Here is a 26,573-nt window from a genome sequence, read left to right on the forward strand (position 1 = left end):
CGGCTCGGATCGGGTGCGGATCAGGGCGCGTCCACCAGCGCAGACGTGCCGGGGGGCGCCGTGATGTCCGGGACCGCCGGTACGGAAGGCGTCTCAAGCGCCGTCGGCAGGGAAGCATCCGGCACCGGCACGGACGGGACGTCGGGCACCGCCGGAATCTGCGGCACGTCCAGCCCCCCTGGGGCCGACAGCGTCGGCAGTGGATTCACGGAGACCCCCTCCACGGGCGGAAGGGACAGCCGCACCAACGACCCGCCGCTCGCCGACCCCGTTCCCCTCGTACCGCCGGCCGACGGCGTCGCCGTGAGATCGCGCGCACCCGGATCGGGCGCCCGGCCGCTCGCGTCCGTCCTCCTCACCTCGGTGGTCTGCGCGGTGTCCGAGACGGACGGCCGGGGCGCCGTGCCGTTCCCGCCCCAGTCGTGCGCGTACGGCAGCACGAACCCCGCCACCACCAGGGTCGCCGCCGTCGAGGCCACCGCGACCATCTGCACGTGGCCGCCGGCCCGTGGCCGTCCGCGTCCGACCAGGAACAGGACGACACCCAGCGTGCCGGCCAGCGAAGCGCGCAGCGTCCGCCGGGCCCGGGCGAGCAGCGACTCGACCGTCCGGTAGCTCAGCCCCATCTTGACGGCGACCTGCCCGACGTCCAGGTCCTCGGACTTCAGCCAGATCGCCTCCGCCTGCCGCGCGGGCAGCTCGTTGCTGCGGACGGCGAGCCACTTCGCCTCGGCCCGGTCGCACACCGCCTCATCGACGGGCACAGGCCCCGGCGTCAGCAGTGTGGGGCTGGTACGCACCTCGGCCTCGCGGTTGACCTGCCGATGGCGGTCGATGCACAGCCGCATCGTCACGGTCGTCAGCCAGGCCCCGAGCCGCTCGTCGTCGAGATCCGGCCGCTCCGCGGCGCGCAGCATCGCCTCGTGCACGGCGTCCTCTGCGTCCTCAGGGCTGAGCGAACGGCGGCGGGCCACCTTGAGCAGCTGTTCGCGGTGGCTCCACATGCGCTGCCAGCGGTCCCGCTCACCGTCCGGCTGCTCGGGCCCTTCACCCGCCCCGTCCGGGGACTCGGGATGCATGTCCGTCGCCATGAGGGCCCCTTCGCGCTCACCCGCCGGTCGTTCCGTGCTTGCCCGGCGGGTGGCGACATTACCGCCCGGTATCCGCCGTTGTGGAGGGGGAGGCGGCCATCGAGTCCTTACCGTTGCTGGCCAGCGGCTTGGCGTCCGTCAGCACCCCGCCTCCGGGCAGGGTGAGGGTGGGCTCCGGAAGGGGCAATGAAGGCTCCTCCGTCTCCTGCGCCGGGCGGGTCTTCGAAGGCGTGGGCGAGGGCGCGGGCGATGCGGGCGCGGGGGACGACGGCGTGCCCGAGCCGTCGCCGGGACGGGGCTCCCGCCGCGAGGAAGCCTGCGAGCCCTTGGGGCGCTCCTTCTCCGCCGCCTTCCGCTTCGGGCTCGCGTCGGACGCCGCGGGGTCGTCCGGCACCACCCGGTGCCCTTCGAGGAAGTACGCGAACCAGGCCTTGACCGTACGGAGATAGGCCCCCGAGTGGTTGTAGCCGAGGATCGCCCGGTCCAGGTCGCCCGGTTCGGAGAGGTCTCGACCGCCCGCGCACAGATAGCGGCCGGCGGCGAGTGCGGCGTCGTAGATGTTGTGTGGATCGGCGCGTCCGTCGCCGTTGCCGTCGGCGCCCCAGGACGCCCAGGTCGACGGGATGAACTGCATCGGGCCGACCGCCCGGTCGTAGGCCGCGTCTCCGTCGTACGCACCGCCGTCGCTGTCCCGGATGAGGGCGAAGCCGTCGCCGTCGAGACGCGGCCCGAGAATCGGCGTCCGCGTCGTGCCGTCTGCGGTCACCCGGCCGCCGCGCGCCTGACCGGACTCCGCCTGGCCGATCGCGGCGAGTAGTTGCCACCGCAGATTGCAACCGGGCGCGGTGCGCGCGAGTTCCGATTCCGCATGCCGGTACGCGGCGAAGACGGTCGCCGGCAGCGCGCCGCCGACCGCGGTGGAGTCCGCCGGCACTGCGTCGTCCGCCGCAGCCGCGTCCGACTCGTGCCGCCGCTGCAGCGGCGGGAGTTCGGCGCGGAACGGCGTGTCCCCGGAGACGCTCGGACCGTGGTCCGCCGTGCTCTCCGGGGTGGGGGCCGAAGCCCGTGCCACCGCCCCCGGTGCCTGGGACGCGGTCAGCACGGCCATGGCCGCCGCCGCGATCGCCGTTCCCCTGACCCGTCTTCCCTTCCCTCTTCGTGTGCGTTCTGCCATGGCGCAGCAGCCCCTCCTGTCGCGTCGCCGCACCGCAGATGAGGACGGCACGGCTTCCGTCATCTGCTCTACGGGGACGAGGGGCCGGTCCGTCGCCCGAGTTGTTCATCACGCGTTCGCGATCGCAAGGCGACTTGCAGCTGCCGCGATGTGTGCAACTGACTTTGTCCATGCGCGTAGACGCGGCCTGATCTGCTGCAGTACGGTCCAGCACGGCACGGCGCGATGCAGTTTTTCTTGCATCGCGTTCTGTCATGAACCTGCCATTTCTCTCCATTTCATTCCGCACTCCGCCTCCATCTCACGAGAAGTCAGGTCCGGGGCCGGCATCCGCAACCAAGCCGCCCCGGCTTCTGAAAGGGATTCAGAACCAGGGCACAACAGGGCGTTTCACCTCACTCCAGGAGCCTTCATGAAGCTGTTCCGCAGACCGGCGTCGGTCCTCGCGGCTCTGCTCGTCGCGTTCGTCGGTGTTGTGATGGGTGCTCAGCAGGCTGCAGCCGCAGCCCCCGCATATGTGGCGCTGGGCGACAGCTATTCGTCCGGAACCGGAGCCGGCGACTACGGCGACAGCGGTGACTGCAAGCGCAGCGCCAACTCCTACCCCTCGCTGTGGGCCGCGGCCAACAGCCCCTCGTCCTTCTCTTTCACCGCGTGTTCGGGAGCCACCACCACGACCGTGATCAGCGGGCAGCTGGCGCCGCTGAGCACCGGCACCGGGCTGATCAGCGTCAGCGCCGGCGGCAACGACGTGGGCTTCGCCGACGTCATGACGACCTGCATCCTCGAGGGCGAGGACAGCTGCCTGTCGGCCGTCGCGACCGCCCGGTCCCAGATGTCCAGCCTGCTGCCCGGCAGGCTCAACACCCTGTACTCGACCATCAAGACCAGGGCGCCGAACGCCCGGGTCGTCGTGATGGGTTACCCCCGTCTCTACATGCTCGACGGCACCTGCATCGTCGGGCTGCGGGAGAGCGAGCGCGCGGCCCTCAACGCCGCGTCGGACCAGCTGAACTCCGTGATCTCGGCCCGCGCCGCGGCCTACGGCTTCAGCTTCGGTGACGTCCGGACCATCTTCACCGGGCACGAGATCTGCTCGGGCGACGAATGGCTGCACAGTCTGACCATCCCTGTCGGCAACTCGTACCACCCCAACGAGGACGGCCAGGCCCTCGGCTATCTGCCGGTCTTCAAGGCCAAGGCGTGATCCGGCGGCCCCTGCGCCACCGCTGAGAGCCGCACCTGGTCCCCGCCGGCCGGGCGGTACGCGCCGTGGGTCGCGTACCGCCCTCCGGTGGCTGATAGCTCGGGAAGGTCCGGTGACGCGGGGAGTGCATGACGGCTGGTCAGGGTCACGTCGACACGCACACCCGAACAGCATTGAGAAGAAAGATGAGAATTGTCCTAATTTGGAAATTCGTAGAGTGTACGCAGACGTTTGCCGTAGTTTGGCGGGAAGATTCCCTTCGTCGGTGAATAGCCGACAGTTCCGCATCGTGATCGGCGAGTTTCTCGCCGCATCCTGCAACGAAGGGGAACCACTCATGTCTCACAGCAAGCGCATCGCCGCTGCGGTGCTCGTGGCCGGGGCGATCCTCGGCGCCGGCGCACTTCCCGCCTCCGCCGCCGACCACGACCACGACCGCGACCGCGGCCACCACTATGGCCAGCCGTACGGCCAGCCGTACGGCCAGCCGTACGGCCACCACTACCGCCAGCAGTTCGGCCACCACTACGGTTACGGTCACCGTCATCACTACGGCCAGGACCGTGGATGGCGCTGGGACTACCGCAACTGGCGGTAAGCGGTTCGCGCGTCAGGCGCGCCAGCCGGCCGTCGGTTTCAGATCAGAATGCCGTCGCCGCGGCAAGTCGCCACGCCCGTCGGCCTGAGGGTATTCCTCAGGCCGACGGGCCTACTTGCGATGTGAAGGGGTGGTGGCGGGTCGAGGCGGGTGGGATTCACCGGCGCGAGGGGCGGCCGGGGGCCGGGAGGCGGGGCTTGTGCGCGGGCGGGTGCATGACGTGGTGTGGGGGACGGTGCGGGTTGTGCTGGCCGTCGTGCTGCTCGGGGCGGCGTGGCAGCTGGCGCAGAGCGCGGAGCGCGACCGCGCCGACGACCTCGATTTCCCGCGCCTGGAGATACGTGACGCCGATGGGCGGGACACGGACAGCCTGAAGGTGTGCGGGGACCGGTACCAGGAGCCCTTCTGCCTGCGGGCGGAGCAAGTGGCGGTGGACGACGTACTGCTGAAGCGGAACACCAAGACCGGGCCCCGCTACCGGTTCGAGTTCGGCCGGTCCGACGGGCGCACGCTGGCCCTCACGCTGCAGGTCGACGACGCAGACGAGGACGTCGTCGAAGCCGCCGACGGGCGCGGAGAGGCGTCCCTGTACTGGTGGCGCGATTCGGTGCGGCTGCTGGCGGTGTCGGCGGGCGGTGAAGAGCTGACGATCCGCACAGCGCACTACCCGGGCCGGGAGTTCACGCCGCCCGCCGCATTCGGGGCGGCCGTCGCCGGGCTGGGCGCGGCGGTCCTGTGGGCGGGGCTGTGGCGGATCGTGCGCGGGGGTGCATCCCGGTTGAACTGGCCCTGGCAGACGACGGTGCCGGGGGTGACCTTCACCATGGCAGGGCTGGGCGGGGCCCTGGGCGCGCTGTTCGCGGAACACTCGCCCCGCACGATGGCGTGGACCGCGGGTGTCGTAGGCGCGGTGAGCGCGGTGGGCATGGCCCGCTGGGCGCACCGATGGGTACGGCGCAGGCTGCCGGCGCTGGACCGGATGGAGCCCGTCGCTTCCGTGACCGAGCGCCGCTTCCCGGGTGTCGTATGGGGGCCGGGCCCGTGGAAGGCGCTGTCGATGGGGTGGCTGCGGACGGACCCGCAGGGACTCGCTGCCGTGCCCGGACCGGGTACCGGCACCTTCGGGGTGCGGCCGTTCCCCGCGGTGCTGCGGCTGGTCCGGGTGCGGCCGCCGCACCGCGACGACCCGCTGCGGCTGCGGTTCGCCTCCTACCGGCGTACAGGCGGGGCGAGCGGGGCGCAGGAGGCGCAGCTCCCGCTCATTGCCGAGTGCGAGGCCGTGGGCGGACCGGTGCCCGGGGCGCGAGTGCTGATCGGCGCGGGCGGCGAGGACCTGCCGTACGTGCTCGGCGCACTGTCCGCCGCCGCGCCGTAAGGCCCACAGCCGCTGGGGGAGAGTCGGTTAAGGTCGTCTCGGAGCGGCTGGGGCATAGGTCACAGCGGATGCCAATGGGGGCACAGTGCGATTGAAAGTGGAGTTCACGACCGAGCCCTTCGATCTGGACGAGACGCCGCAGCACGCCCTGGTGGCCCGCGAGGTCATCGAGGCGGCCGAGCTGGAAGCCGTCGACGTCGGACCGTTCGGCAATACGGCGGAGGGTGGCGTGGATGTCGTCCTGACCGCGGTGGACGCGCTGCTGCGCAAGACCCTGGACGCGGGTGCGACCCGGATCTCCCTTCAGATCAACGTGGTCGGGGAGGGCGACCGGTGACCGGTATCGGAGACGACCCCTTCGTCATGGCCGTCAAGCCGCTCGTGGACGCGATGGGGGGCGAGATGCTGCCGCCGGACCAGGCGGGCGATGACGACGTCGTCCTCACCTGGGAGGGCCGGGACGCGGTCGCCGTACGGCTGCCGCAGCTCGCCGACTCGCTGGATCACATCCTGGCCGCCCTCGAGCGCAAGCACGGCAAACCGCTCGCCGAGCTCGACCGCAAGGAGAAGCAGCAGGTCGTGAAGGCGCTGGAGGGCCGGGGCGCGTTCTCCGTGCGGCACGGCGTCGAGACGGTGGCGAGCGCGCTCGGGGTGAGCCGCTTCACCGTCTACAACTACCTCAACAGGGAGAACGCCGCCCAGCGCCAGTAGCCCGCTCACGGCCTAGGTGGACCCCCACCCGGTGAATTCAACAAACTGTTGACACCCGGGTCGTCGAGGGTATTGGGTTGTTCCAGCCCGTCCCTCATCAAGCCCTCATCAAGGCCACGGAGGCATCCCGTGACGTCGAGTCCGACGACACCTGGTTCCGAGACGGACGGCCTGGCCCGGTTCAACACCCTGCCGGAGGCCGAGGCCGCCGACCTCCTCCACGAGGTGTGCGCCTCATCGGCCTGGGGCAGCGCGCTCCTCGGCCGGCGCCCCTTCGCCACCGCCGACGATCTGCTCGCCGCGAGCGACGCCGCCATGGCCGGGCTCACGACCGCGGATCTGGAAGAGGCGATGGCGGGACACCCGCCCATCGGCCGCCCCAAGCCGGGAGACCCGACCTCCTCGCGCGAACAACGGGGCATGGCCGGAGCGTCCGAAGAGCTCAAGGCGGAGATGCTCGAACTGAACCTGGCGTACCAGGGCAGGTTCGGCCACGTCTTCCTGATCTGCGCCACCGGCCTGACCGGCGAGCAGATGCGGGACGCGGTGAAGACCCGGATCGGGAACTCGCCCGAGCAGGAGCGTGACATCGTCCGCACCGAACTGGGCAAGATCAACCGCATCCGGCTGACCCGACTCCTCGAAGAGGACACGGCATGAGCACCGACACCACCGCCTCGGTGTCCACGCACATCCTGGACACCAGCATCGGCCGCCCCGCAGCGGGCGTCGCCGTCCGGCTTGCGGCCCGCAGCGGCCGGGACGCCGACTGGCAGGCGCTCGGGGGCTCCGCAACCGACGCGGACGGGCGGTGCAGGGATCTCCCGGCGCCGCCGCAAGGCACGACCCATGTACGGCTCGACTTCGCCGTCGAGCCGTACTTCGAGAAATTCGAGAATCTCGAGGACAAGCAAGCCGAGGCGCAGCAGGACGCCCCCGCGAATCGGGACAGCGCACCCGGGGTGTTCTTCCCGGAGGTGGCGATCACGTTCGCCGTCGTGCCGGGCGAGCACTACCACGTACCGCTGCTGCTCAACCCGTACGGCTACTCCGTATACCGAGGGAGCTAGCGATGCCCATCCTGGGACAGAACCAGTACGGCAAGGCGGAGAACCGCGTCGTACGCATCACGCGGGACGGCGCCACCCACCACATCAAGGACCTCAACGTCTCGGTGTCGCTGAGCGGTGACATGGACGAGGTCCACTACTCCGGTTCGAACGCCAACGTCCTGCCGACCGACACCACCAAGAACACGGTGTACGCGTTCGCCAAGGAGCACGGCATCGAGTCCGCCGAGCAGTTCGGCATCCACCTCGCCCGGCACTTCGTGACGAGTCAGGAGCCGATCCACCGGGCCCGGATCCGCATCGAGGAGTACGCCTGGGAGCGCATCGAGCATCCCGGAGAGCGCGCGCACTCTTTCGTCCGCAAGGGCCAGGAGACCCGCCTGACCCAGATCACGTACGACGAGAGCGAGGGCTGGGAGGTGATCTCCGGCCTCAAGGACCTCGTCGTGATGAACTCCACCGACTCGGAGTTCTGGGGCTACGTCAAGGACAAGTACACGACGCTCCCGGAGGCGTACGACCGCATCCTCGCCACCGAGGTCTCCGGCCGCTGGCGGTTCAACTGGACCGGCGACGAGGAGACCGCACCCGCCTGGGACACGTCGTACGAGCAGGCCAAGAGGCACATGCTGGAGGCCTTCGCGGAGACGTACTCGCTGTCGCTGCAGCAGACCCTCTACGAGATGGGCGCGCGGATCATCGACAACCGCGGCGAGATCGACGAGGTCCGCTTCTCCCTCCCGAACAAGCACCACTTCCTCGTCGACCTCGAGCCGTTCGGCCTGAAGAACGACAACGAGGTGTACTTCGCCGCCGACCGCCCCTACGGCCTCATCGAGGCGACCGTCCTGCGGGACGGATGCGAGGCGCGTATCCCGGTGGACCTCACCAACCTCTAGGAGCCAAGCTGTGGCAGCTTCGCCCGACGCAGAACGCGGCCCCGAAAGCGTCGAACGCATCGTCATCGAGAACTGCGCCATCGCGACCGTCGACGCGGACGACACCGAGTACGACTCGGGTCACGTCGTCGTCGCCGGCAGCACGATCGAGTCGGTAGGCCCGGGGAAGGCGCCCGAGCACCTGGCCGGCGTGATCCGCCGCATCGACGCGACCGGCCACCTGGCCACCCCCGGCCTGGTCAACACGCACCACCACTTCTACCAGTGGATCACCCGCGGCCTGGCCACCGACCACAACCTCTTCAACTGGCTCGTCGCGCTCTACCCGACCTGGGCGCGCATCGACGAGCAGATGGTGTACGCGGCCGCGCAGGGGTCCCTCGCCATGCTGGCCCGCGGCGGTGTCACCACCGCCATGGATCACCACTACGTCTTCCCGCGCGGTTCCGGCGACCTCTCCGGCGCGATCATCCGGGCCGCGTCCGAGACGGGCGTCCGCTTCACGCTGGCGCGCGGTTCCATGGACCGCGGCGAGTCGGACGGCGGACTGCCGCCGGACTTCGCGGTCGAGACCCTCGAGGGCGCGCTGGCCGCGACCGAGGAGACCGTCGACCGGTACCACGACGCGTCGTTCGGCGCGATGACGCAGATCGCGGTCGCGCCGTGCTCCCCGTTCTCCGTCACCACGGAACTCCTCCGGCAGGGCGCGGAGTTGGCGCGGCGCAAGGGCGTACGCCTGCACACCCACGGCAGCGAGACGGTGGAGGAGGAGAAGTTCTGCCACGAGCTGTTCGGCATGGGCCCGACCGACTACTTCGAGTCCACCGGCTGGCTCGGCGAGGACGTGTGGATGGCGCACTGCGTCCACATGAACGACTCGGACATCGCCGCCTTCGCCCGTACGAGGACGGGGGTCGCTCACTGCCCGTCCTCCAACGCCCGCCTGGGCGCCGGGATCGCCCGGGTGCCGGACATGCTGGCCGCCGGCGTCCCCGTCGGCCTGGGCGTGGACGGCACCGCGTCCAACGAGTCCGGCGAACTCCACACCGAACTGCGCAACGCCCTGCTGATCAACCGGCTCGGCGCGCACAGGGAAGCCGCCCTGAACGCGCGTCAGGCGCTGCGCCTCGGCACGTACGGCGGCGCCCAGGTCCTCGGCCGGGCCGCCGAGATCGGCTCCCTGGAGCCGGGCAAGCTCGCCGACCTCGTGCTCTGGAAGCTCGACACGCTCGCCCACGCGTCGATCGCCGACCCGGTGACCGCGCTCGTCTTCGGCGCCGCGGCCCCCGTCACGCTCTCCCTCGTGGGCGGCCGCCAGGTCGTCGGGAACAGCCGCCTGCTGCACGTCGACGAGGACGCCGTCGCACGCTCCACGCGCAACGAGGCACAGCGCCTCGCCCGGATCACCGCGGAGGGGTGATCCGGCGCCCCGGCCGGGGCCGGGTCACCGCCCCTGCGCCTCCGCAGGCCCGCTGAACTGCACGATGTCGTCGGACGCCACATCGTGCAGCCGCACCGCGAGATCCTCCAGCGCGCGGCTGGCGGCCAGCTCGTCGCCGATCTCCGCCACCGGCCGGTCGACGGGGTTCCGCCTGGCCACACCGGTACCGGTGACCTCGTGTGTCTCAGGGGTGTCGAGCACCGCGCGAGCGCGCGTGTTGTCGCCCTCCTCGCTGATGTAGACCTTCACGTTCCACTGCTTGGATTCCATCGTGATCACCTCTGTGCGGGGGCGGGCCGCGGGCGTGTCCCCGGCGCTGCGGCCTCGTACTCCCAGCGTGCGCCGGACCGCGCGACCGGGCCAGAGGGGGCGGCGGTCCGATGGCACCCTCGAGGCCGCCGCCCCGTCGGCCCCCCGTGGCGGCCGCCGATATTCGCTGGCGTCACCCGCCCGGCCCCAGCACAGTGACCGCATGACGACGTCTGACGCCACGTTCCTCCCCGGCCTCGAGCTGTCACGGATCCTGTACGAGGAGGCGGTGCGGCCCATCCTGGCCGAGGCGTGCCCCGGCCTGCGGTACGCCGCCGCCCGGGTCGGTAGCGGTTCGGAGGTGCTCGGCTTCGACACGGCACGGTCGGCGGACCACGAGTGGGGCCCGAGGCTGCAGCTGTTCCTGGCGCCCGAGGACACGGCGGCACACGGTGACGCCGTCCACCGGCTGCTCGCGGAGCGGCTCCCGAAGCACGTACGCGGCTGGTCCACGCACTTCCGCCGCCGGGACGACGATCCGCTGGACCCTGTGTCGGGCCATATGGAACTGACGGACGGCCCGGTCGATCACCGGGTCTCGGTGGACGACATCCGCGGCTGGCTGACCGCACAGCTCGGCACCGATCCGCTGGGCGGCGAACCGGCCGCCCGCGACTGGCTGGTGATCCCGCAGCAGAGGCTCGCCGAGGTCACATCCGGCGCGGTGTACCACGACGGGCTCGGCACGCTCACGGCCGCTCGGACGAGCCTGAAGTGGTACCCGGACCAGGTATGGCGGTATCTGCTGGCCTGCCAGTGGCAGAGGCTCTCCCAGGAGGAGGCGTTCGTCGGGCGCTGCGCGGAGGTCGGGGACGAACTCGGCTCGGCGGTGGTCGCCGCCCGGCTCGTCCGCGACCTGATGCGGCTGTGCCTGCTGCTCGAGCGCAGATACGCGCCGTACAGCAAGTGGCTGGGCAGCGCATTCGCCCAGCTGGCCGTGGCCGACGGCCTCACCCCCTCGCTGCGCGGCGCCCTGGCCGCGACCGACTACCCGGAACGGGAACGCCATCTGTGCGACGCGTACGAGACGGTCGCCGCGCTGCAGAACGCGACCGGGCTCGCACGCACGGTGGATCCCCGGCGCCGCCGCTACCACTCGCGTCCCTTCCTCGTCCTGCACGCCGAACGGTTCGCCCGGGCCCTGGCGGACACCGTCACCGACCCGGACCTGCGGTCCCTGCCGCTGACCGGCGCCGTGGACCAATGGGCGGACAGCACCGACTTCATCGGGCAGCAGGGACCGGTCCGCGCGGCGGTGAACGCCCTGGCCTGACGCGGCGGTAAACAGTCGTGCGACGCGGCTCCCCTCAGAGCCCCAGCTCCTCGGGGCGGGCGGCCAGCGCCCGGAAGTACTCGCGCGGATCCCGCACCAGCCGGCGCGCTCTGAGGTCCAACAGCCCGCCGACCGACACCACTTCGGCGGCCGTCGTGCCGTCCGTCGTCCGGATGGTCTGCTCGACGCGGAGGGTCTTGCCCTCGCCCCAGAGGAGCGAGCAGCTCACGTCGACCTCGTCACCCGCGCGCAGCTCGCGCAGGTAGCGGATGGTCGTCTCCAGCGTGACCGGTCCCACTCCCTTGTCCAGCATGTCGCTCTGCCGGATGCCCACATGCTGCAGCAGCGACCAGCGGGCATGCTCGGCATACTGCAGGTACACGCTCTGGTTCAGGTGGCCCTGGGTGTCGGTCTCGTATCCGCGCACGACGACGCGCACGGCGAACGGGTCTGTCACGGCTTCCCCTTCGGCGGCTGAGCGCTTGCTCACCAAGCATTTGTACCGTACAGCCGTCCCGGATGCGGGCCGTTCCCGTAGCGGGGCGGCTGTCCGGCCCTTACACGCGCCGCGGTGACGCCAGCAGATACCGGGCGCCCGTGCGAGGTTCCGTATGCTCGCCGACCTGCCATCCGGCCTGCTCCAGCGCGGCCGCGCAGACCCGGCGGCCGTCCGGGGCGGGATGGCGTACGGCGACCGCCTCCGGCTGAGGGGTGCCGCTCACGCGGTAGCCCTCGCCGTCCGCAGGCGCGGGCGGGCAGCCCGCCGCCTCCAGGGCCAGTGCGGCAGCCTGCACCAGATGTGTGCGCTCCCAGGCGCAGGGGCGGTCGGTGGCGCCGTCCGGATTGGTGATCCGGCGCATCTCGATCAGCCCTTGCCAGGCGCTGCGGACCTCATGGACCCGGGTCGGCCCGCCGCCCTCGGGTGCCTCCTCGCCACCGACACGTGCGGCGAACACGCCCCGCGCCCGCTCCGGAGCCGGCGTCGGCTCGCCGGTCCCGTCCGACGCCTCCGGCCGCTCGCGCAGCCGGTGGCCGGCGGCCGTCAGGAAATAGTCGTGCGGCGGTCGCGGGTGCCGGAACGCCAGCCGCAGCCGCACGAGGCCCGCGAGCTGCGCCTCCGTCCCCTGGATGCGCCCGGTCACGGGATCGGCGGCCTGAATGATGCGCCGCTGCACGGCGGTCGGCGGTCTTGCCACGGCCACCACCTCCCCGACACGACATCCCGCACCCCCGTCCGGCCCCCGGGCCGCCAGGCGCTCCCCCATCTGCTCCAGCAGCCTACGACTGGGGTCTGACATTCCAGGCGGCCACGACATGGCGCCGATGCTCCGTGCTCAGTCGGCACAATGTGCCCGTCGCGATCTGGAACAGGGCGCCACCGGACGGCGGCAGCCCGAGCCGCCGAGCGGTCAGCACCCGCAGAAAGTGGGAGTGGGCCACCAGTGCGACATTGCCCTCGCAATCGGCGAGAGCCGCGTCCACCTTGGCGAGCATCCGGTCGGCCCGCGCACCGATCTGCTCGGGACTCTCGCCCGGATGCTCGTCCGGCCCGGGCGCGACCCCGTCGGTGAACAGGAACCAGTCGGGACGGCTGCCGTGGATCTCGTGGGTCGTCATGCCCTCATAGCCGCCGTAGTCCCACTCGCACAGATCCGGATCGATGTGCGTCTCGGTCAGCCCCGCGAGCTCGGCCGTCTCCCTGGCGCGTTTCATGGGGCTCACGAACACGGTCGCGATCCGGTACGAGGCCAGTAGCGGCCCCAGCCGGCGTGCCTGCTCCCTGCCGTTCTCGGTGAGGGGGATGTCCGTCCAGCTCGTGTGCTGCCCCGAGCGCGACCACTCGGTCTCGCCATGGCGGACAAGGAGCAGATCACCCATGTTCGCGATCCTGTTCTGTCGGAACGGTCGGCCGGGCCTGCGCCCAGCGGTCGGCGCCCGGCCGATCATCACCGAGGCTACTGCCGGTACCCGCTCAGGAAACGTCCGATACGGCTGATCGCCGCGTCCAGGTCGTCGGCGTACGGCAGGGTCAGGATGCGGAAGTGGTCCGGGCGCGGCCAGTTGAAGCCCGTGCCCTGCACTACCTGGATCTTCTCGCGCAGCAGCAGGTCCAGGACGAACTTCTCGTCGTCGTGGATGGGGTGGACCTTCGGGTCCAGGCGGGGGAAGGCGTAGAGCGAGCCCTTCGGTTTGACGCAGGAGACGCCGGGGATCTCGTTGAGCTTCTCCCAGGCGCGGTTGCGCTGCTCGTACAGCCGTCCGCCCGGCGCCGTCAGCTCGTGGATGGACTGGCGGCCGCCGAGCGCGGCCTGGATGGCGTACTGGGCGGGCGCGTTGGGGCACAGCCGCATGGAGGCCAGCATGGTCAGGCCCTCCAGGTAGTCCTTCGCATGCTGCCTCGGGCCCGTCACGACCAGCCAGCCCGAGCGGAAGCCCGCCACCCGGTACGTCTTCGACAGGCCGCAGAAGGTGAGGACCACCAGGTCGGGGCCGAGCGCGGCGGCCGAGTGGTGGACGGCGTCGTCGTAGACGATCTGGTCGTAGATCTCGTCCGCGAAGACCATGAGGCCGTGACGGCGGGCGAGGTCGAGGATGCCCTCGATGATCTCCTTCGGATAGACCGCGCCCGTGGGGTTGTTCGGGTTGATGATCACGACGGCCCTGGTGCGGTCGGTGATCTTCGAGGCCATGTCGTCGAGGTCCGGGTACCAGTCGGCGGACTCGTCGCAGATGTAGTGGACCGCCTTGCCGCCGGCGAGCGTGGTGACCGCTGTCCAGAGCGGGAAGTCGGGGGCCGGGATGAGGACCTCGTCGCCGTCCTCCAGGAGCGCCTGGACGGCCATCGACACCAGTTCGGACACACCGTTGCCGAGGAACACGTCGTCCACGCCGACGTCCAGGCCGAGCGACTGGTAGCGCTGGGCCACCGCGCGCCGGGCGGAGAGGATGCCGCGCGAGTCCGTGTAGCCGTGCGCCTGGGGCAGCATCCGGATCATGTCCTGGACGATCTCCTCCGGCGCCTCGAAACCGAAGAGCGCGGGGTTGCCGGTGTTGAGGCGCAGCACGCTGTGCCCGGCCTCCTCCAGCGCGTTGGCGTGCTCGATCACCGGGCCCCGGATCTCGTAACAGACCTCGCTGAGCTTGCTCGACTGCCGGAACTCCATGCGCTGCCGCCCCTCTGGTTCGTTGTACTGCTTGGTTTTACCAAGTGGGTGCTTGGAAAGTCCAACAACATGTCTAGACTGCGTCGCATGTCACCGCGCCGAAGCTACGACCAGTACTGTCCCGCCGCCCGGGCCCTCGACGCCGTCGGCGACCGCTGGACCCTCCTGATCGTCCGGGAACTGCTGGCCGGTCCGCGCCGCTACACCGACCTGCACGCGGACCTGCCGGGAGTCAGCACGGACGTACTGGCCTCCCGGCTGCGGGACATGGAGCGCGACGGTCTGACGACGCGCCGCCGTCTGCCTCCGCCCGGCGCCGCATACGTCTACGAACTCACCGGGCGGGGGCGGGATCTGCTGCCCGTTCTGCAGGCGCTCGGCGAGTGGGGTGCGCCCGCGCTGGAGGAATGCCGGCCCACCGACGCGGTGCGGGCCCACTGGTTCGCGCTGCCTCTGCTGCGGTGTCTGGAGGAGGCCGCCGTGGGTGAGGGGGTCGTCCATGTGCGGCTGGACGAAGGGGAGTTCCACGTACGCGTGGGGGTCTCGGCCGAGGGGCGCCCGGTCTACGGCGACGGTCCAGCACCGGAGGGGGCCGATGCCCGGATCTCACTGGACGCGGAGACGTGTACGGCGTTGAGCCGGGGGGCGTTGCGGCTGCGGGACGCGGTACGGGACGCACGCGTCGACGTGACGGGCGAGGGGACGCTCGCGAAGGCGTTGCGGGAGGCGTGAGCCCAGCCGGTGGCATCGATGGCGTATGACGCCATACGCCATACGCCATGAGGCCCGCCGCGCGGCCACTCGGGCGGCGCAGCGGCCTCGATCGGGCGGGACGCGGCGGACTCAGACGCCCGGCGGTACGCGTGAGGGCCGGCCCGAACCACGTGTCAGGGAGTATCCGGCCACACCCGCGAGCGCGGCGAGTACGCCGCCCGCAGCGGTCCACAGCCAGCGGTCGGACCACCAGCCGGAGGCCCAGCCGTCCTCGGGCTCGCCCGAGGCCAGTTCCGCCGCCGTTGCCGTCGAGCCGGATGCGGAGTCGTCCGAGTCGCTCTCCGAAGCCGTCGCGACACCCGGCACCAGGGGCTTCGCCAGCGCCCCGTCCACCGCCGCCGATCCGCCGACGTCCCTGGACGTCACATCGACCGCCGTCTGGACCGGGAGTCCCAGGTCGGAAGCCTGCAGATCGACGACCGTCAGCCGTACGTAGTAGGTGCCCGGCAGCGGGTCGTTGGCCCACGGCTCCGACCAGGCGCGGACGGTCCGCAGCGTGCAGGACAGCTCGACCGACGCCGCGTCCTGGACGGCCGTCCGCGTCTGTGCGCCGTACTGGCACGCCTGGCGGCGCCGCAGCCCGTCGTACACGTCGACCTGCCAGGTCGAGGCGCCGTGCCGGGTCGCGGACTCCGGCAGCCTCACCGTGGCCGTGACGGTCGGGCGCTGCCCGGCGTCCGCCGGGAACGACCAGTACAGGTAGTCACCCGTGGAGCCGGTGGCCGTCGCCTGCTGCCCCTGCCGGATCTCCGTCGCCGTACGGAAGGAGGTGCCGGCCTCGGTCGGTGCGGCGTCGCCGCCGTCCGTGCTCGCGGTCGCCGACGGCGACGCGTCGGCGAGAGCCGGAACCGCCGTGCCGAAGAGGGCGGCCGCGCCGAGCAGGCCCGCCGCCAGCGCGCGTGTCGTACGCGTTCCACGTGTCGTATGCATCAGTTGGTCCTCCAGACCGCGATCCGCCAGCGCGAGAGCCAGCCCCACAACACACCCGCGACGAAGCCGGTGAGCACCAGCGCGCCCAGCAGCCACCAGCCGCGCCCCAGACCGAAGGACGCCACGTCGTGCGCCTGGTCGGGCGCGTCCACGACGTCGACCGTGATCTCGACGGGCAGACCCGGCGTCGTCTTGACGGAGGAGGGAGCCGAGTAGGAGTTGCTGACCTGGAGGCAGACGGTCTCGGCTGCGGGCTTGTCCGCATCCACGTCGTCACGCTCGGGCTTCGGATAGCGCAGGCCCGTGGAGATCACATCGGTACGCCCGTCCCCGGCCTCAGACCCGCGGACTATCTCCCGCCCGTGCACCGTGACGGCCCGCAGCAGCACGCCGTAGTCGTTGTTGACTGTGCGGTCGGCGGCGACGCTCACGGAGGCGCGCAGCTCCTGGCCGGGCAGCACGTCGACGCGGTACCAGCGGTGCTCGCCGAACTCCTCCCGGTCCGTGTAGAGCCCCGACTTCAGCTGCGGTGCCGCCGCGCACTGGGCGGCACCCTCCACCGCGACCGGTGTCACCACCGGATCGGCCGCCCGGTCGACCAACTGCCCGACACGATCGGTGAGTTCGTCGGTGTGCTGGACCGAGGTGTACGTGCCGCCGGTGGCCTCCGCGATGCAGCTGAGCTGGGCGCGGATCTTGGCGTTGGGCACGAGCCCGAGCGTGTCGATCGTGAGATGGACGCCCTTGGCCGCGATCTCCCGTGCCACCTCGCACGGGTCGAGCGGGGCGCAGGTGTCCTCGCCGTCACTGATGAGCACGATACGGCGCGATCCGTTGCCGCCCTCGAGGTCGTCGGCGGCCTTCAGCAGGGCGGGCCCGATCGGGGTCCAGCCGGTGGGCGTGAGCGTTGCGACGGCGGCCTTCGCGTCGGTCCGGTCGAGCGGCCCGACCGGGTAGAGCTGCTCCGTGTCCTTGCAGCCCGTCTTCCGGTCGTCACCGCGGTAGTTGGCCCCCAGCGTCCGGATGCCGAGCTCCACCTCCTCGGGCGTCGCGTCCAGCACCTCGTTGAACGCCTGCTTCGCCGCGGCCATCCGCGACCCGCCGTCGATGTCCCGGGCCCGCATCGACCCGCTGACGTCCAGCACGAGTTCGACCTTGGGAGCGTCCTGATCGTCCGAATTGTCGTCCGCGGCTGCTCCGGTGGGCTGGAGCCCGACCGCCAGGGCGACGAGCAGGACACCAAGTCCTGCCGCCAGCCGTTGTCTTGTGATCATCGGCGGATCTTATTGATCACCACGCCCTCTCTCCAAAAAGGAGTCCCGTTCACGGACCGTGCTCCTGGGTCTCGAGGGCCTCCTCGGCCGCGGTCTCCTCGTCGGCCATCTCCATGAGCCGGGAGGGGAGAAGCTGCTGTGCCGGCTGTACGAGCCGACCTCGGGGCGGATCCTCGTGCCAGGCGTCGCACGGCAGGCGGCAGGCTGACGATGGCACCTAGAAGGTGCCTGACACCGCAACCGGAAGGGTGCCTCAGTCGCCTAATCGTGTGGCGCATGCTGCGGGCACTTGCCGATGATCTTGGACGGGTGGATTAATTGAATCGATCCAGCCGGTGGGCCGCCCATCCTCTCCGGGGGAGTGGCAGTCAGCCTGCTCGCTGTTCCCGCCTGGAACAGCGGCGCAGTCGCTGACGCGCTGCGATGGGCGCCCTCGGCAGAGGTTCTGGATCCGGTCAGCCGGTGCCGTGCATTCGGGCACCGGCTGACGCTGCGGTCTGTTCTGTTCAGGCGCCGGCCGGCGGCGTACGAGACGAAGGCCGCCAGATGTCACCGGGTGCTCGCCCGTGACCCATCACGCCACCCGGCGCCATCGCTATGGACGGACGAGAGGATTGGGCACGGACGTCCACTGGTCGCCGGGTGTCTCCGGTGACAGCCGCATCAGGGTCAGGGCTTTGGTGGGGAGCGCTTCGGTGAGCAGGGCCGTCAGGTCGGGGGTGCGCGGGAGGTCGCGTGCGGCCGTGGTCAGGGCCCCGCGCAGCGCGTCGCCCGAACCCGCCGTCGCGCCCAGCGTGCCCGTGATGAGTGAGCCGAAGAGCTTGCGGCGCAGGGCCGTGTCGTCGTCGGTGATCAGGCGGCCGGTGAGCGGCGGGGCCGGGATGCCGTGGTGGGCGAGGCGGGCCGGGCTGATACGGATGTCGGCCAGATCGCGGTAGACCAGGCGGACCGGGGCGTTCGCGGGGGAGAGGACCACGAGGAGGTTCTGGCCGTGCGCTTCCAGGGCCACACCGAGGTCGAGCAGGCGGAGGCAGGCCGTGAGGGCCAGGCGCGCGAAGTCGGCCAGCCAGAGGGGGGATCGGGGCAGTGACGTCGTGGCGAGGGCGGCCACGGGGATGACGCGCTCGCCCGACTCCGGGCGTGCGTAAGTCTCCGGGGACTCGCGCAGTACCGCCGCCAGGTCCGGGGAGTCGGCCGTCACGGCGCCCAGTGTGCGGGTGATGTGCAGCAGGCCGTCCAGACGGGCGGACAGGGCGTCGACGAAAGCCGAGAGGGTGTCGGACATCGCGATCGAGTAGACCGAGATGTCGCGGACGGAGGAGGTGAGGCGGGCGCTCAGGGCCGTCTTGATGTGCGCGGTACCGCCGGGGGAGGCCGAGGCGGGGGCCACTGTGCGCAGCGACATCAGGGGGTGCGCCGCGATCTTCTCGTGCGCGGTCGGCAGGGTCCCGAGCACGTGTGCCGTCTGCCACGGATGGACCGGGATCAGCACCCGGTCGCCGTCCCGCAGCCGGTCCGGCCACTCGCCCGTCATCAGGCAGTCGTCCCCGCGCAGTACTGCCAGGTCCAGCGCCACCACGGGCCGGTGCTCCGGCGCGTACGCGAGTTGCTCCGCCACCGAGAAGCCCGGCCGTGAACGGCAGTTGGGGTGGTACGGGTGGCCGTCGACGATCCGCTGTTCCCACTGCCACGCGGTGGTGGGCCAGGTGCCGTCGTCCGGCGGCTGGTTGGCGCGGGACAGGGCCAAGGACGCGGTGCTGTGGCGGAGTTCGGCGGCGAAGGCCGGGGCTCCGGGGACGGCGAGCGCCGTGATCAAGTGGGCCGCGCTGTCGTACGCCGCGCCGTCGAGGTCCACCTCGGTGACGTACGCGGTGGTGGCGTACGGGTCGGCGTGCGGGCCGTGCAGACGGCGGCCGTCGGCCAGATGGAGCGTCAGGCCGTCACGTCCCGGCTCGCGCCGCCTGATCCACGGCAGCGGCTCGTACGCCAGACCGCGCCACAGCCGGGTCAGGACGGCCGCGTGGGCTCCGGGCAGCTCGGCCGCGTACGGCGTGAGGAGGCCCGGACGTACGGCGCGCAGCTCGTCGGCGAGTGCGGATTCCGGCTCTGCCTCGGGGAGTGCCGACCCCGCCGCGGGGGGTGCGGGCACGGGCTTGGTGCGGGGCGGATGCACGTTCGGACTCCTCTGGTGCAGAGACCGCATTGCGGCGGCCTACGGCAGGACATACTGATCATCACCAGTGCACCGTATGGACCGAATGGATCCCGTGGACCCCACTTACCCCACGTACCGCGACCACTCCACACTCCCGATGCATCCCCTGGACGACGTCGCCGAGGTGGCTGACGCGTACGCGGCGGCGCCTCTGCTCAATTGTCTGCTGCGGGAGCTGGCCGGGCCCGCCGAGTCGGCCGAATCCGCCGACTTCGGCGAGCCGGGCGGGTCGGCCGGGCCGTGCGAGACCGACCCGGCCGAATCCGGAGCGTCCCAGGGTGAGCGGCGCGTGTACCGACTGCCGGCCGTGGGGCGCCGGCTGCGCGTACGCGCCGGGCGCCGGCCCGCCGAGCCGGAACTGCTCGTGGCGGGCACATGGCACCGGCTCGGCCACACCGAGCTGGTCAAACTCGCGGCCGACGAGCTGCGGCGGTACACGGGGGAGTCCAACGACGAGCTCACCGCCGAGATGATCGACAGCCGGGACGCGGTGGCGGCACTGCTCACCGCCCGGGCCCGGGCGACCCCGCCCGACGATCTCTACGTGCGCTCCGAACAGTCCCTGATCATGGGGCATCCGTACCACCCGGCCCCCAAGGCGCGCGGCGGCGGCCCGGTCGCCGGCTGGCTGCCGTACGCCCCGGAGGCGCACGCCCGCTTCCCGCTGGTGCTGCTCGGCGTGCGCGAGGACACGGTCGTCGAGGAGGGCGACACGCAGGCGCTGGACTCCCTTGCCCTCGCCGAAGCCCTGGGGGGCGGGCCCGGCGTCGCGCCGCCTCCCGGCTACCGTCTGCTGCCCTCCCACCCCTGGCAGCTCGAACTCGCGGGTGGACGCCCCGAGTTGCGGGACGCATTCGCGGACGGGCGCCTCGTACGGCTGGGGCGCACCGAGCGGCCCGTCTGGCCCACGGCGGCCGTGCGCACGCTGTACGTCCCGGATCCCTCCGGGGACCTCCCCGGGCGCGCCTCCGCGGCCGACCTGTTCGTCAAGTTCAGTCTCGACGTCCGCATCACCAACGACGTGCGGCGGCTGTGGCGGCACGATCTGCTGAAGATGCGCGCCACGGATGCCGCGGTCGCGTCGGCCTTCGCCGCGCTGCGGCGCTCCGGCGGCCCGTACGGGAGCGGCTCGTACGGGAGCGGCTCGTACGGGAAAGACACGTCGACGGCGGCGGCCTGGCTGAGCGACCACGGCTACCGCACGGCCGCCTTCGCGTTCGAGGAGCTCGCCGTGCTGGTGCGGGACGGACTCGGACAACACGTCCGGCCCGGCGCGACGCCGCTGCTCGCGGCGGCGCTGGCCGAGGGATTCGAGGGGAGCCCGCTCGACCGGCTCGCCGATCCGGCCGCGTGGTGGGAGGCGTATCTGCGGCAGGTCCTGCCGCCCGTGCTCGAGGTGTTCGGGCGGCACGGTCTCGTCCTCGAGGCGCATCTGCAGAACTCGCTGGTGGCCGTGGACCGGGACGGCATGCCGGTGCAGGCGCTGTTCAGGGACGCGGAAGGCGTGAAGAAGGTGCCCGAGGTGGGGCGGGCGGCCGGCTGGGAGCGGCTCGTGTACTGCCTGTTCGTCAACCACATCGCCGAGATCGCGGGCGCGCTCGCCGACCGTTACCCGTGGGCCGGGCCGGGGCTGTGGCCCGCCGTACGGCGCGAGCTCGCGCGGTACGACGCCGAGCGCGGACTGCCCGAGATCGCCGGTCTGCTCACCGCGCCCGCGCTTCCGGGGAAGACGAACCTGCTGCTGCGCTGGACGGGCGCGGACGGGGCGGATGCGCGCTACCGCCCGGTGCCCAACCCCCTGCTGGAGGGCTCCGGCTCACCCTGATCCGATCACGAAGCCCGACTGTGAAGCCTTCATGTCAACTTCGGGTTGACACCTTCGGGGTGTCAACCTACGGTTGTCACATGACGAATCCACGTCCCGTCACGACCACCGTCCGCCTCGACGACCTGATCGAGGCCATCAAGAAGGTCCACGCCGACGCGCTCGACCAGCTCTCCGACGCGGTCATCGCAGCGGACCACCTCGGCGAAGTGGCCGACCACCTGATCGGCCACTTCGTGGACCAGGCACGGCGCTCGGGCCACTCCTGGACGGAGATCGGCAAGAGCATGGGCGTCACCCGGCAGGCCGCCCAGAAGCGCTTCGTCCCGAAGGAACCCGGCGAACTGTCGGACCTCGACCCCAGCCAGGGGTTCAGCCGGTACACACCGCGGGCCAGGAACGTGGTGGTGACCGCACAAAAGGAAGCCCACTCGGCACGCAACGACGTGATTTGCCCCGAGCATCTGGTCCTGGGCCTCCTGAGCGAACCGGAGGGGCTCGCGGGGGTCGTGCTCCGGGCGCAGGGCGTTGAGCTGGACGCCGTCCGGGAGGCCGCCACCGCGGCGCTGCCGCCGGCGGCCGAGGAGTTGCCGGCGCTCATCCCGTTCGACGCGGGGGCCAAGAAGGCGCTGGAACTGACCTTCCGCGAGGCCCTGCGCATGGGGCACAACTACGTCGGCACCGAGCACATCCTGCTCGCGCTGCTGGAGTTCGAGGACGGCTCGGGAGTGCTCAGCGGTCTCGGCGTCGACAAGGCGGCCACCGAGACCCAGATCGCCGACCTCCTGTCGAAGTGGGTCGGCTCGGCCTCCGAGCAGAAGTCCGAGCAGAAGGAGTCCTGACCTGGGCCGTCAGTCGGCAGGCAGCAGGAGCGCGAGGCGCTGATTTACAGTTGCCGGTGTGCTGCGCGAGGTGACTGCCATCCGATATGTGACCCCCCTGAGGTCAGGGGGGTCAGTGCCGGGCATCGTGGAGGCGGACGACCTCGGCACCTACGTCGTCAAGTTCACCGGCTCCGCCCAGGGCCGCAAGGCGCTCGTCGCCGAGGTGATCGTCGGCGAGCTGGCCCGGCGGCTCGGGCTGCGCGTCCCGGAGCTGGTGCTCGCCCGCTTCGATCCGTCGGTGGCGCAGGACGAGCCGCACCAGGAGGTGCGGGACCTGCTGCGGGCCAGCGCCGGGCTCAACCTCGGCATGGACCTCCTGCCGGGCGCGAAGGACTTCACACCCGAGGTGGCCCGGTCCCTGGCGGTCGACCCGCTGGAGGCCGGCAAGGTGGTCTGGCTGGACGCCCTGACCGTCAACGTCGACCGCACCGTGCACAGCTCCAACCTGATGGTCTGGCCGACGTTCGGGACGCGCGAGCCGAAGCTGTGGCTGATCGACCACGGCGCCGCCCTCGTCTTCCACCACCGCTGGGACTCCGCGGCGGCCTCCGTCGACAAGCCGTACGACTTCCGGCAGCACGCCCTCGGCGTGTACGGCCCCGACACGGCCGCCGCCGACGCGGAACTCGCACCGCGTGTGACCCGTGACCTGCTCCGCGAGGTCACCGCTCTGGTGCCCGACGAGTGGCTGGAGGCGGAGCCGGGGTTCGCCGGTCCCGACGAGAAGCGCGAGGCCTACGTCGACTTTCTCGCCGCTCGGGCCAAGACCTCCCACCTCTGGCTGCCCACGGACTTCCCCACCCGCGAGCAGCTGGCCGCCGAGGACGCCGCCCGCGCCGCGGTCACGGAGGCGGGCCGCCCCGCCTGGCTGAAGCGGGTACCGGACCTGCACGGCAAACCGGCCGCCGAACAGGACTGGTCCGTGCACCTGAAAAGGAAGAGCTGAACCGTTGACCTCGCCATCCCCGGACACCGGGTCCTCCGCAGCACCCACGGCCACCGGCCACCGCGTCCAGATCGAGTACTGCACACAGTGCCGCTGGCTCCCACGAGCGGCCTGGCTGGCCCAGGAGCTCCTGACCACCTTCGAGACGGAGCTCGCCGAACTCGCCCTCAAGCCGGGCACCGGCGGCGTCTTCGTGGTCCGCGTCGACGACGAGGTGGTCTGGGACCGCCGCGAGCAGGGCTTCCCCGAGCCCACCGCCGTCAAGCGACTGGTACGCGACCGAGTGGCACCGGACAAGAGCCTGGGCCACTCGGAGCGCTGAGGTCGCCGGGCTGGGCTGGGGCGGGTGCCCCGGCCCTGCTCCGGTTCAGCCGGTTCAGCCGGTGAGCTGCTCGTACGCGGGCAGGGTGAGGAAGTCCGCGTAGTCCTCGTCCAGCGCGACCTTCAGGAGGAGGTCGTGGGCCTGCTGCCACCTGCCGGCCGCGAAGGCCTCCTCACCGAGCTCCGCCCGGATCGCGGCGAGCTCCTCGGCGGCGACCTTGCGCGCCAGCTCCGGCGTGGCCCGTTCGCCGTTCTCGAACACCACGCCCGCGTTGATCCACTGCCAGATCTGGGACCGGGAGATCTCGGCGGTGGCCGCGTCCTCCATGAGGTTGAAGATGGCGACCGCGCCCAGGCCGCGCAGCCAGGCCTCGATGTAGCGGATGCCGACCTGGACGGCGTTGACCCAGCCCGCGTACGTCGGCTTCGCGGCGAGCGAGTCGACGGCGATCAGGTCGGCCGCCTTGACGTCCACATCCTCGCGGAGACGGTCCTTCTGGTTCGGCCGGTCGCCCAGAACCGCGTCGAAGGAGGCCATCGCGATCGGCACCAGGTCCGGGTGCGCGACCCACGAGCCGTCGAAACCGTTGTTCGCCTCGCGGTCCTTGTCGGCCTTGACCTTCTCGAACGCGACCTTGTTGACCTCCTCGTCCCTGCGGGACGGGATGAACGCCGCCATACCGCCGATGGCGTGCGCGCCGCGCTTGTGGCAGGTGCGGACGAGGAGTTCGGTGTACGCGCGCATGAACGGGGCGGTCATCGTCACCGCGTTGCGGTCGGGGAGGACGAACTTCTGTCCGCCGTCACGGAAGTTCTTGACGATCGAGAAGAGGTAGTCCCAGCGGCCCGCGTTCAGCCCGGAGGCGTGGTCGCGCAGCTCGTAGAGGATCTCCTCCATCTCGTACGCCGCCGTGATCGTCTCGATCAGGACGGTCGCGCGGACGGTGCCCTGCGGGATGCCGACGTAGTCCTGCGCGAAGACGAAGACGTCGTTCCAGAGGCGGGCCTCCAGGTGCGACTCCGTCTTCGGGAGATAGAAGTACGGGCCCTTGCCGAGGTCGAGCAGGCGCTGCGCGTTGTGGAAGAAGTACAGGCCGAAGTCGACCAGTGCGCCCGGCACCGCGCGTCCGCTCTCGTCCTGCAGATGGCGCTCGTCGAGGTGCCAGCCGCGCGGGCGCATGACGACGGTCGCCAGCTCCTCGTCGGACTTGAGGGCGTACGACTTGCCGGTGTTCTCGTCCGTGAAGTCGATGCGGCGCTCGTAGGCGTCGGTGAGATTGAGCTGGCCGAGGACGACGTTCTCCCAGGTCGGCGCAGAGGCGTCCTCGAAGTCCGCGAGCCAGATCTTCGCGCCCGAGTTGAGGGCGTTGATGGTCATCTTGCGGTCGGTGGGGCCCGTGATCTCCACGCGGCGGTCGTCGAGCGCCGCGGGCGCCGGGGCGACCTTCCAGGACTCGTCCTCGCGGATCGCGGCCGTCTCCGGCAGGAAGTCGAGCGTGGAGGTGCGGGCGATCTCGGCGCGGCGCGCGGCGCGGCGGGCGAGGAGCTCGTCACGCCGCGGCGTGAACCGCCGGTGCAGCTCCGCCACGAAGGCGAGCGCCGCATCGGTGAGGACCTCCGCCTGCCGGGGCAGGGGCTCGGCGTCGACGATGGCCAGCGGGGACGGCGCTGGTGCGGACATGAGCTGTCACTTCCTTCACGGGACGCTTCTGTGTGGCGGATACTAGTTTTCTCATCGTGGAAGTTCAATCATTTGTTGATGTCGAGAGTCTCCTCGTCGAGATGACTGGGGCCATCACCTCCCCAGCACCTCCCCATCGCCTCCCGCCATCACTCAGGGCCGTCACCCAGGCGCGCCAAGTCGGCCGCCGTGTCGATGTCGTACGGCTCCGCGACGTCTCCGCACTCGACCAGCGTGAGCGCGTCCTCGTGGGCCTGCAGATAGGCGCGCGCCCCACGGTCCCCGACCGCGCTCGCCGCGACACCGGCCCAGTGGCCGGAGCCGAAGAGCACGGGGTGGCCCCGTTCACCGCCGTAGGCGGCGGCCGCCAGAGCGGCGGGCGACTCGTACGCGGCCAGCACCCGGGCCACCGCCTCCGGGCCGATCCCCGGCTGGTCGACGAGTGAGACGAGCGCCGCCGCCGCGCCCGTCCCGGCGAGGGAACCGAGCCCCGCCCGGAGGGAGGAGCCCATGCCCTCCTCCCACTGCGGGTTGTCGACCAGTACGCAGCCGGGCAGCTGTGCGCGCTCCCGCACCGCGTCGGCGCCCGCGCCCAGAACGACGTGCACACGCGTACAGCCGCCTTCGCGGAGTACGCGTACCGCGTGTTCGACCAGCGGGCGGCCTCGGTGGTCGAGCAGCGCCTTGGGGCGTCCGCCGAGTCGCCGGCCGCCGCCGGCCGCCAGCAGGAGTCCCGCGACATCGGGCCTGGTCCGTCTCTGCGTCATGCACCCTGCATATCGCAGGCCGGCCTGCATATCGCAGCCAGGCCGGCCTGCATGTCGCGGCCCGGCCCGCGTAGGCCCTCCAGAATCCGTCTGTTCGGATTCCGTCCATGCGGTGGCGCCCGTCGCTCCCGTGGCGTTTACTGGCCCGCGCGTCCCCCGGCGCCCGACCATCGCCCAGGGGCGACGACACAGACATGCGCACAACGACGTGCGAGGGGGGAGAGCCGTGTTGAGGAGTGCGGGGCAGAGGCCATTGACCGGCAGCGACGAGGACCCGCGGGTGACGGAGTTGCGTACGGCCGTGTCGCGGCTGCGGCGTGAACTCGCCGCACATCCGGCCGAGTTCCCGGATCGCGGGATCGCCGAGGAGGAGCTGGCGGCCCTGGCGGCGATGGCCGTGAGCGGCGTCCCGGAAACCCCGCGACTGCGGCGCTCGTTGCTGCTGATCGCGGGCGCGATCGGCTCGGTGAGCGCGTTGTCGGCGGGCCTTGGGGAGGTCCGGAACGCGGTGGAGCTGTTCGGTGAGGCGCGGGGGCCGTGGGGGTGACGGTGCCTCCGGCCGGTGGGTGATTCGCCTGCGGGCCGGCACGAGCCGCTCTCGTTGTGCCCACCCGTTCCGCAGGGCGGAACGGGTGGGCACAACG

29 protein-coding genes are annotated in these 26,573 nt (G+C 71.4%); 17 read left to right on the forward strand and 12 right to left on the reverse strand.

Features of this window, described 5'->3' with window-relative positions:
• Positions 1-20: 20 nt before the first annotated feature.
• Positions 21-1,091 (reverse strand): sigma-70 family RNA polymerase sigma factor, encoded by a 1,071-nt coding sequence (locus tag ACWD4J_RS08105; RefSeq protein WP_451394478.1) that lies wholly within the window; start codon positions 1,089-1,091, stop codon positions 21-23.
• Positions 1,092-1,149: 58 nt separating this feature from the next.
• On the reverse strand, positions 1,150-2,265 hold the full coding sequence (locus ACWD4J_RS08110; protein ID WP_451394479.1) for a lytic transglycosylase domain-containing protein: 1,116 nt from the start codon (positions 2,263-2,265) through the stop codon (positions 1,150-1,152).
• A 412-nt stretch (positions 2,266-2,677) separates the two neighbouring features.
• On the opposite strand from ACWD4J_RS08110, the gene ACWD4J_RS08115 reads away from it, so the two are divergent.
• The 9 genes from ACWD4J_RS08115 to ACWD4J_RS08155 all read left to right on the forward strand — a co-directional run bounded on the left by ACWD4J_RS08115 (position 2,678) and on the right by ACWD4J_RS08155 (position 9,545).
• Positions 2,678-3,472 carry an SGNH/GDSL hydrolase family protein gene (locus ACWD4J_RS08115; protein WP_451394480.1) on the forward strand — a complete coding sequence of 265 codons (795 nt, stop codon included), beginning with the start codon at positions 2,678-2,680 and terminating at the stop codon, positions 3,470-3,472.
• A 337-nt stretch (positions 3,473-3,809) separates the two neighbouring features.
• Positions 3,810-4,070: a hypothetical protein gene (locus ACWD4J_RS08120; RefSeq protein ID WP_451394481.1), complete on the forward strand. Its 261-nt coding sequence runs from the start codon at positions 3,810-3,812 to the stop codon at positions 4,068-4,070.
• Between the two features lie 220 nt (positions 4,071-4,290).
• The gene (locus ACWD4J_RS08125; RefSeq protein ID WP_451394482.1) at positions 4,291-5,445 is read left to right on the forward strand and encodes a hypothetical protein; all 1,155 of its coding nucleotides are present in this window, start codon (positions 4,291-4,293) and stop codon (positions 5,443-5,445) included.
• Between the two features lie 85 nt (positions 5,446-5,530).
• Complete coding sequence (locus ACWD4J_RS08130) at positions 5,531-5,782, forward strand: hypothetical protein (protein ID WP_451394483.1); 252 nt, start codon at positions 5,531-5,533, stop codon at positions 5,780-5,782.
• Positions 5,779-6,156, forward strand: coding sequence for a helix-turn-helix domain-containing protein (locus tag ACWD4J_RS08135; protein WP_451394484.1), 378 nt, complete (start codon positions 5,779-5,781; stop codon positions 6,154-6,156). The genes ACWD4J_RS08130 and ACWD4J_RS08135 overlap by 4 nt, the downstream gene beginning before the upstream one ends.
• 129 nt (positions 6,157-6,285) lie before the next feature.
• Positions 6,286-6,816: a 2-oxo-4-hydroxy-4-carboxy-5-ureidoimidazoline decarboxylase gene (uraD, locus tag ACWD4J_RS08140; protein ID WP_451394485.1), complete on the forward strand. Its 531-nt coding sequence runs from the start codon at positions 6,286-6,288 to the stop codon at positions 6,814-6,816.
• Positions 6,813-7,226 (forward strand): hydroxyisourate hydrolase, encoded by a 414-nt coding sequence (uraH, locus tag ACWD4J_RS08145; RefSeq protein ID WP_451394486.1) that lies wholly within the window; start codon positions 6,813-6,815, stop codon positions 7,224-7,226. The genes uraD and uraH overlap by 4 nt, the downstream gene beginning before the upstream one ends.
• Before the next feature lie 2 nt (positions 7,227-7,228).
• Positions 7,229-8,125, forward strand: coding sequence for a factor-independent urate hydroxylase (gene pucL / locus ACWD4J_RS08150; protein ID WP_451394487.1), 897 nt, complete (start codon positions 7,229-7,231; stop codon positions 8,123-8,125).
• A 10-nt stretch (positions 8,126-8,135) separates the two neighbouring features.
• Entirely contained in the window at positions 8,136-9,545 is a 1,410-nt protein-coding gene (locus ACWD4J_RS08155) for an 8-oxoguanine deaminase (RefSeq protein WP_451394488.1), read from the forward strand.
• Between the two features lie 24 nt (positions 9,546-9,569).
• On the opposite strand, the gene ACWD4J_RS08160 is transcribed toward ACWD4J_RS08155, so the two are convergent.
• Positions 9,570-9,836: a DUF1876 domain-containing protein gene (locus ACWD4J_RS08160; RefSeq protein ID WP_451394489.1), complete on the reverse strand. Its 267-nt coding sequence runs from the start codon at positions 9,834-9,836 to the stop codon at positions 9,570-9,572.
• Between the two features lie 202 nt (positions 9,837-10,038).
• On the opposite strand from ACWD4J_RS08160, the gene ACWD4J_RS08165 reads away from it, so the two are divergent.
• Complete coding sequence (locus ACWD4J_RS08165; protein ID WP_451394490.1) at positions 10,039-11,148, forward strand: DUF4037 domain-containing protein; 1,110 nt, start codon at positions 10,039-10,041, stop codon at positions 11,146-11,148.
• Between the two features lie 34 nt (positions 11,149-11,182).
• On the opposite strand, the gene ACWD4J_RS08170 is transcribed toward ACWD4J_RS08165, so the two are convergent.
• The 4 genes from ACWD4J_RS08170 to ACWD4J_RS08185 form a co-directional block, all read right to left on the reverse strand.
• Complete coding sequence (locus ACWD4J_RS08170) at positions 11,183-11,605, reverse strand: acyl-CoA thioesterase (protein ID WP_451394706.1); 423 nt, start codon at positions 11,603-11,605, stop codon at positions 11,183-11,185.
• Between the two features lie 100 nt (positions 11,606-11,705).
• Complete coding sequence (locus tag ACWD4J_RS08175) at positions 11,706-12,344, reverse strand: hypothetical protein (protein WP_451394491.1); 639 nt, start codon at positions 12,342-12,344, stop codon at positions 11,706-11,708.
• A gap of 82 nt (positions 12,345-12,426) precedes the next feature.
• Positions 12,427-13,026 carry a histidine phosphatase family protein gene (locus ACWD4J_RS08180; protein ID WP_451394492.1) on the reverse strand — a complete coding sequence of 200 codons (600 nt, stop codon included), beginning with the start codon at positions 13,024-13,026 and terminating at the stop codon, positions 12,427-12,429.
• Between the two features lie 77 nt (positions 13,027-13,103).
• Positions 13,104-14,312 (reverse strand): pyridoxal phosphate-dependent aminotransferase, encoded by a 1,209-nt coding sequence (locus tag ACWD4J_RS08185; protein WP_451394493.1) that lies wholly within the window; start codon positions 14,310-14,312, stop codon positions 13,104-13,106.
• An 87-nt stretch (positions 14,313-14,399) separates the two neighbouring features.
• On the opposite strand from ACWD4J_RS08185, the gene ACWD4J_RS08190 reads away from it, so the two are divergent.
• Positions 14,400-15,044 (forward strand): winged helix-turn-helix transcriptional regulator, encoded by a 645-nt coding sequence (locus ACWD4J_RS08190; RefSeq protein ID WP_451394494.1) that lies wholly within the window; start codon positions 14,400-14,402, stop codon positions 15,042-15,044.
• A 111-nt stretch (positions 15,045-15,155) separates the two neighbouring features.
• Here ACWD4J_RS08190 and ACWD4J_RS08195 read toward each other — a convergent pair whose 3' ends face one another.
• Together ACWD4J_RS08195 and ACWD4J_RS08200 are read right to left on the reverse strand one after the other, a co-directional pair.
• Positions 15,156-16,016, reverse strand: a complete 861-nt coding sequence (locus tag ACWD4J_RS08195; RefSeq protein WP_451394495.1) for a hypothetical protein — start codon at positions 16,014-16,016, stop codon at positions 15,156-15,158.
• Complete coding sequence (locus tag ACWD4J_RS08200) at positions 16,016-17,290, reverse strand: VWA domain-containing protein (protein WP_451394496.1); 1,275 nt, start codon at positions 17,288-17,290, stop codon at positions 16,016-16,018. The genes ACWD4J_RS08195 and ACWD4J_RS08200 overlap by 1 nt, the downstream gene beginning before the upstream one ends.
• A gap of 58 nt (positions 17,291-17,348) precedes the next feature.
• On the opposite strand from ACWD4J_RS08200, the gene ACWD4J_RS08205 reads away from it, so the two are divergent.
• Entirely contained in the window at positions 17,349-17,498 is a 150-nt protein-coding gene (locus ACWD4J_RS08205; RefSeq protein WP_451394497.1) for a hypothetical protein, read from the forward strand.
• A 387-nt stretch (positions 17,499-17,885) separates the two neighbouring features.
• Here ACWD4J_RS08205 and ACWD4J_RS08210 read toward each other — a convergent pair whose 3' ends face one another.
• Complete coding sequence (locus ACWD4J_RS08210) at positions 17,886-19,439, reverse strand: IucA/IucC family protein (RefSeq protein ID WP_451394707.1); 1,554 nt, start codon at positions 19,437-19,439, stop codon at positions 17,886-17,888.
• Between the two features lie 109 nt (positions 19,440-19,548).
• On the opposite strand from ACWD4J_RS08210, the gene ACWD4J_RS08215 reads away from it, so the two are divergent.
• The 4 genes from ACWD4J_RS08215 (at position 19,549) to ACWD4J_RS08230 (ending at position 23,482) form a co-directional block, all read left to right on the forward strand.
• Positions 19,549-21,330, forward strand: coding sequence for an IucA/IucC family protein (locus ACWD4J_RS08215; RefSeq protein WP_451394708.1), 1,782 nt, complete (start codon positions 19,549-19,551; stop codon positions 21,328-21,330).
• A gap of 80 nt (positions 21,331-21,410) precedes the next feature.
• Complete coding sequence (locus tag ACWD4J_RS08220) at positions 21,411-22,172, forward strand: Clp protease N-terminal domain-containing protein (RefSeq protein WP_451394498.1); 762 nt, start codon at positions 21,411-21,413, stop codon at positions 22,170-22,172.
• A gap of 58 nt (positions 22,173-22,230) precedes the next feature.
• On the forward strand, positions 22,231-23,160 hold the full coding sequence (locus tag ACWD4J_RS08225; protein WP_451394499.1) for a HipA family kinase: 930 nt from the start codon (positions 22,231-22,233) through the stop codon (positions 23,158-23,160).
• Positions 23,161-23,164: 4 nt separating this feature from the next.
• On the forward strand, positions 23,165-23,482 hold the full coding sequence (locus ACWD4J_RS08230; RefSeq protein ID WP_451394500.1) for a SelT/SelW/SelH family protein: 318 nt from the start codon (positions 23,165-23,167) through the stop codon (positions 23,480-23,482).
• Positions 23,483-23,536: 54 nt separating this feature from the next.
• On the opposite strand, the gene aceB is transcribed toward ACWD4J_RS08230, so the two are convergent.
• Together aceB and ACWD4J_RS08240 are read right to left on the reverse strand one after the other, a co-directional pair.
• Positions 23,537-25,162 (reverse strand): malate synthase A, encoded by a 1,626-nt coding sequence (aceB, locus tag ACWD4J_RS08235; RefSeq protein ID WP_451394501.1) that lies wholly within the window; start codon positions 25,160-25,162, stop codon positions 23,537-23,539.
• Positions 25,163-25,311: 149 nt separating this feature from the next.
• Positions 25,312-25,929 carry a nucleotidyltransferase family protein gene (locus ACWD4J_RS08240; RefSeq protein WP_451394502.1) on the reverse strand — a complete coding sequence of 206 codons (618 nt, stop codon included), beginning with the start codon at positions 25,927-25,929 and terminating at the stop codon, positions 25,312-25,314.
• Positions 25,930-26,182: 253 nt separating this feature from the next.
• Here ACWD4J_RS08240 and ACWD4J_RS08245 point away from each other — a divergent pair, with 253 nt between their 5' ends.
• Positions 26,183-26,476: a DUF5955 family protein gene (locus ACWD4J_RS08245; protein ID WP_451394503.1), complete on the forward strand. Its 294-nt coding sequence runs from the start codon at positions 26,183-26,185 to the stop codon at positions 26,474-26,476.
• Positions 26,477-26,573 lie beyond the last annotated feature (97 nt).

Source organism: Streptomyces sp. NPDC002577, assembly GCF_053594815.1.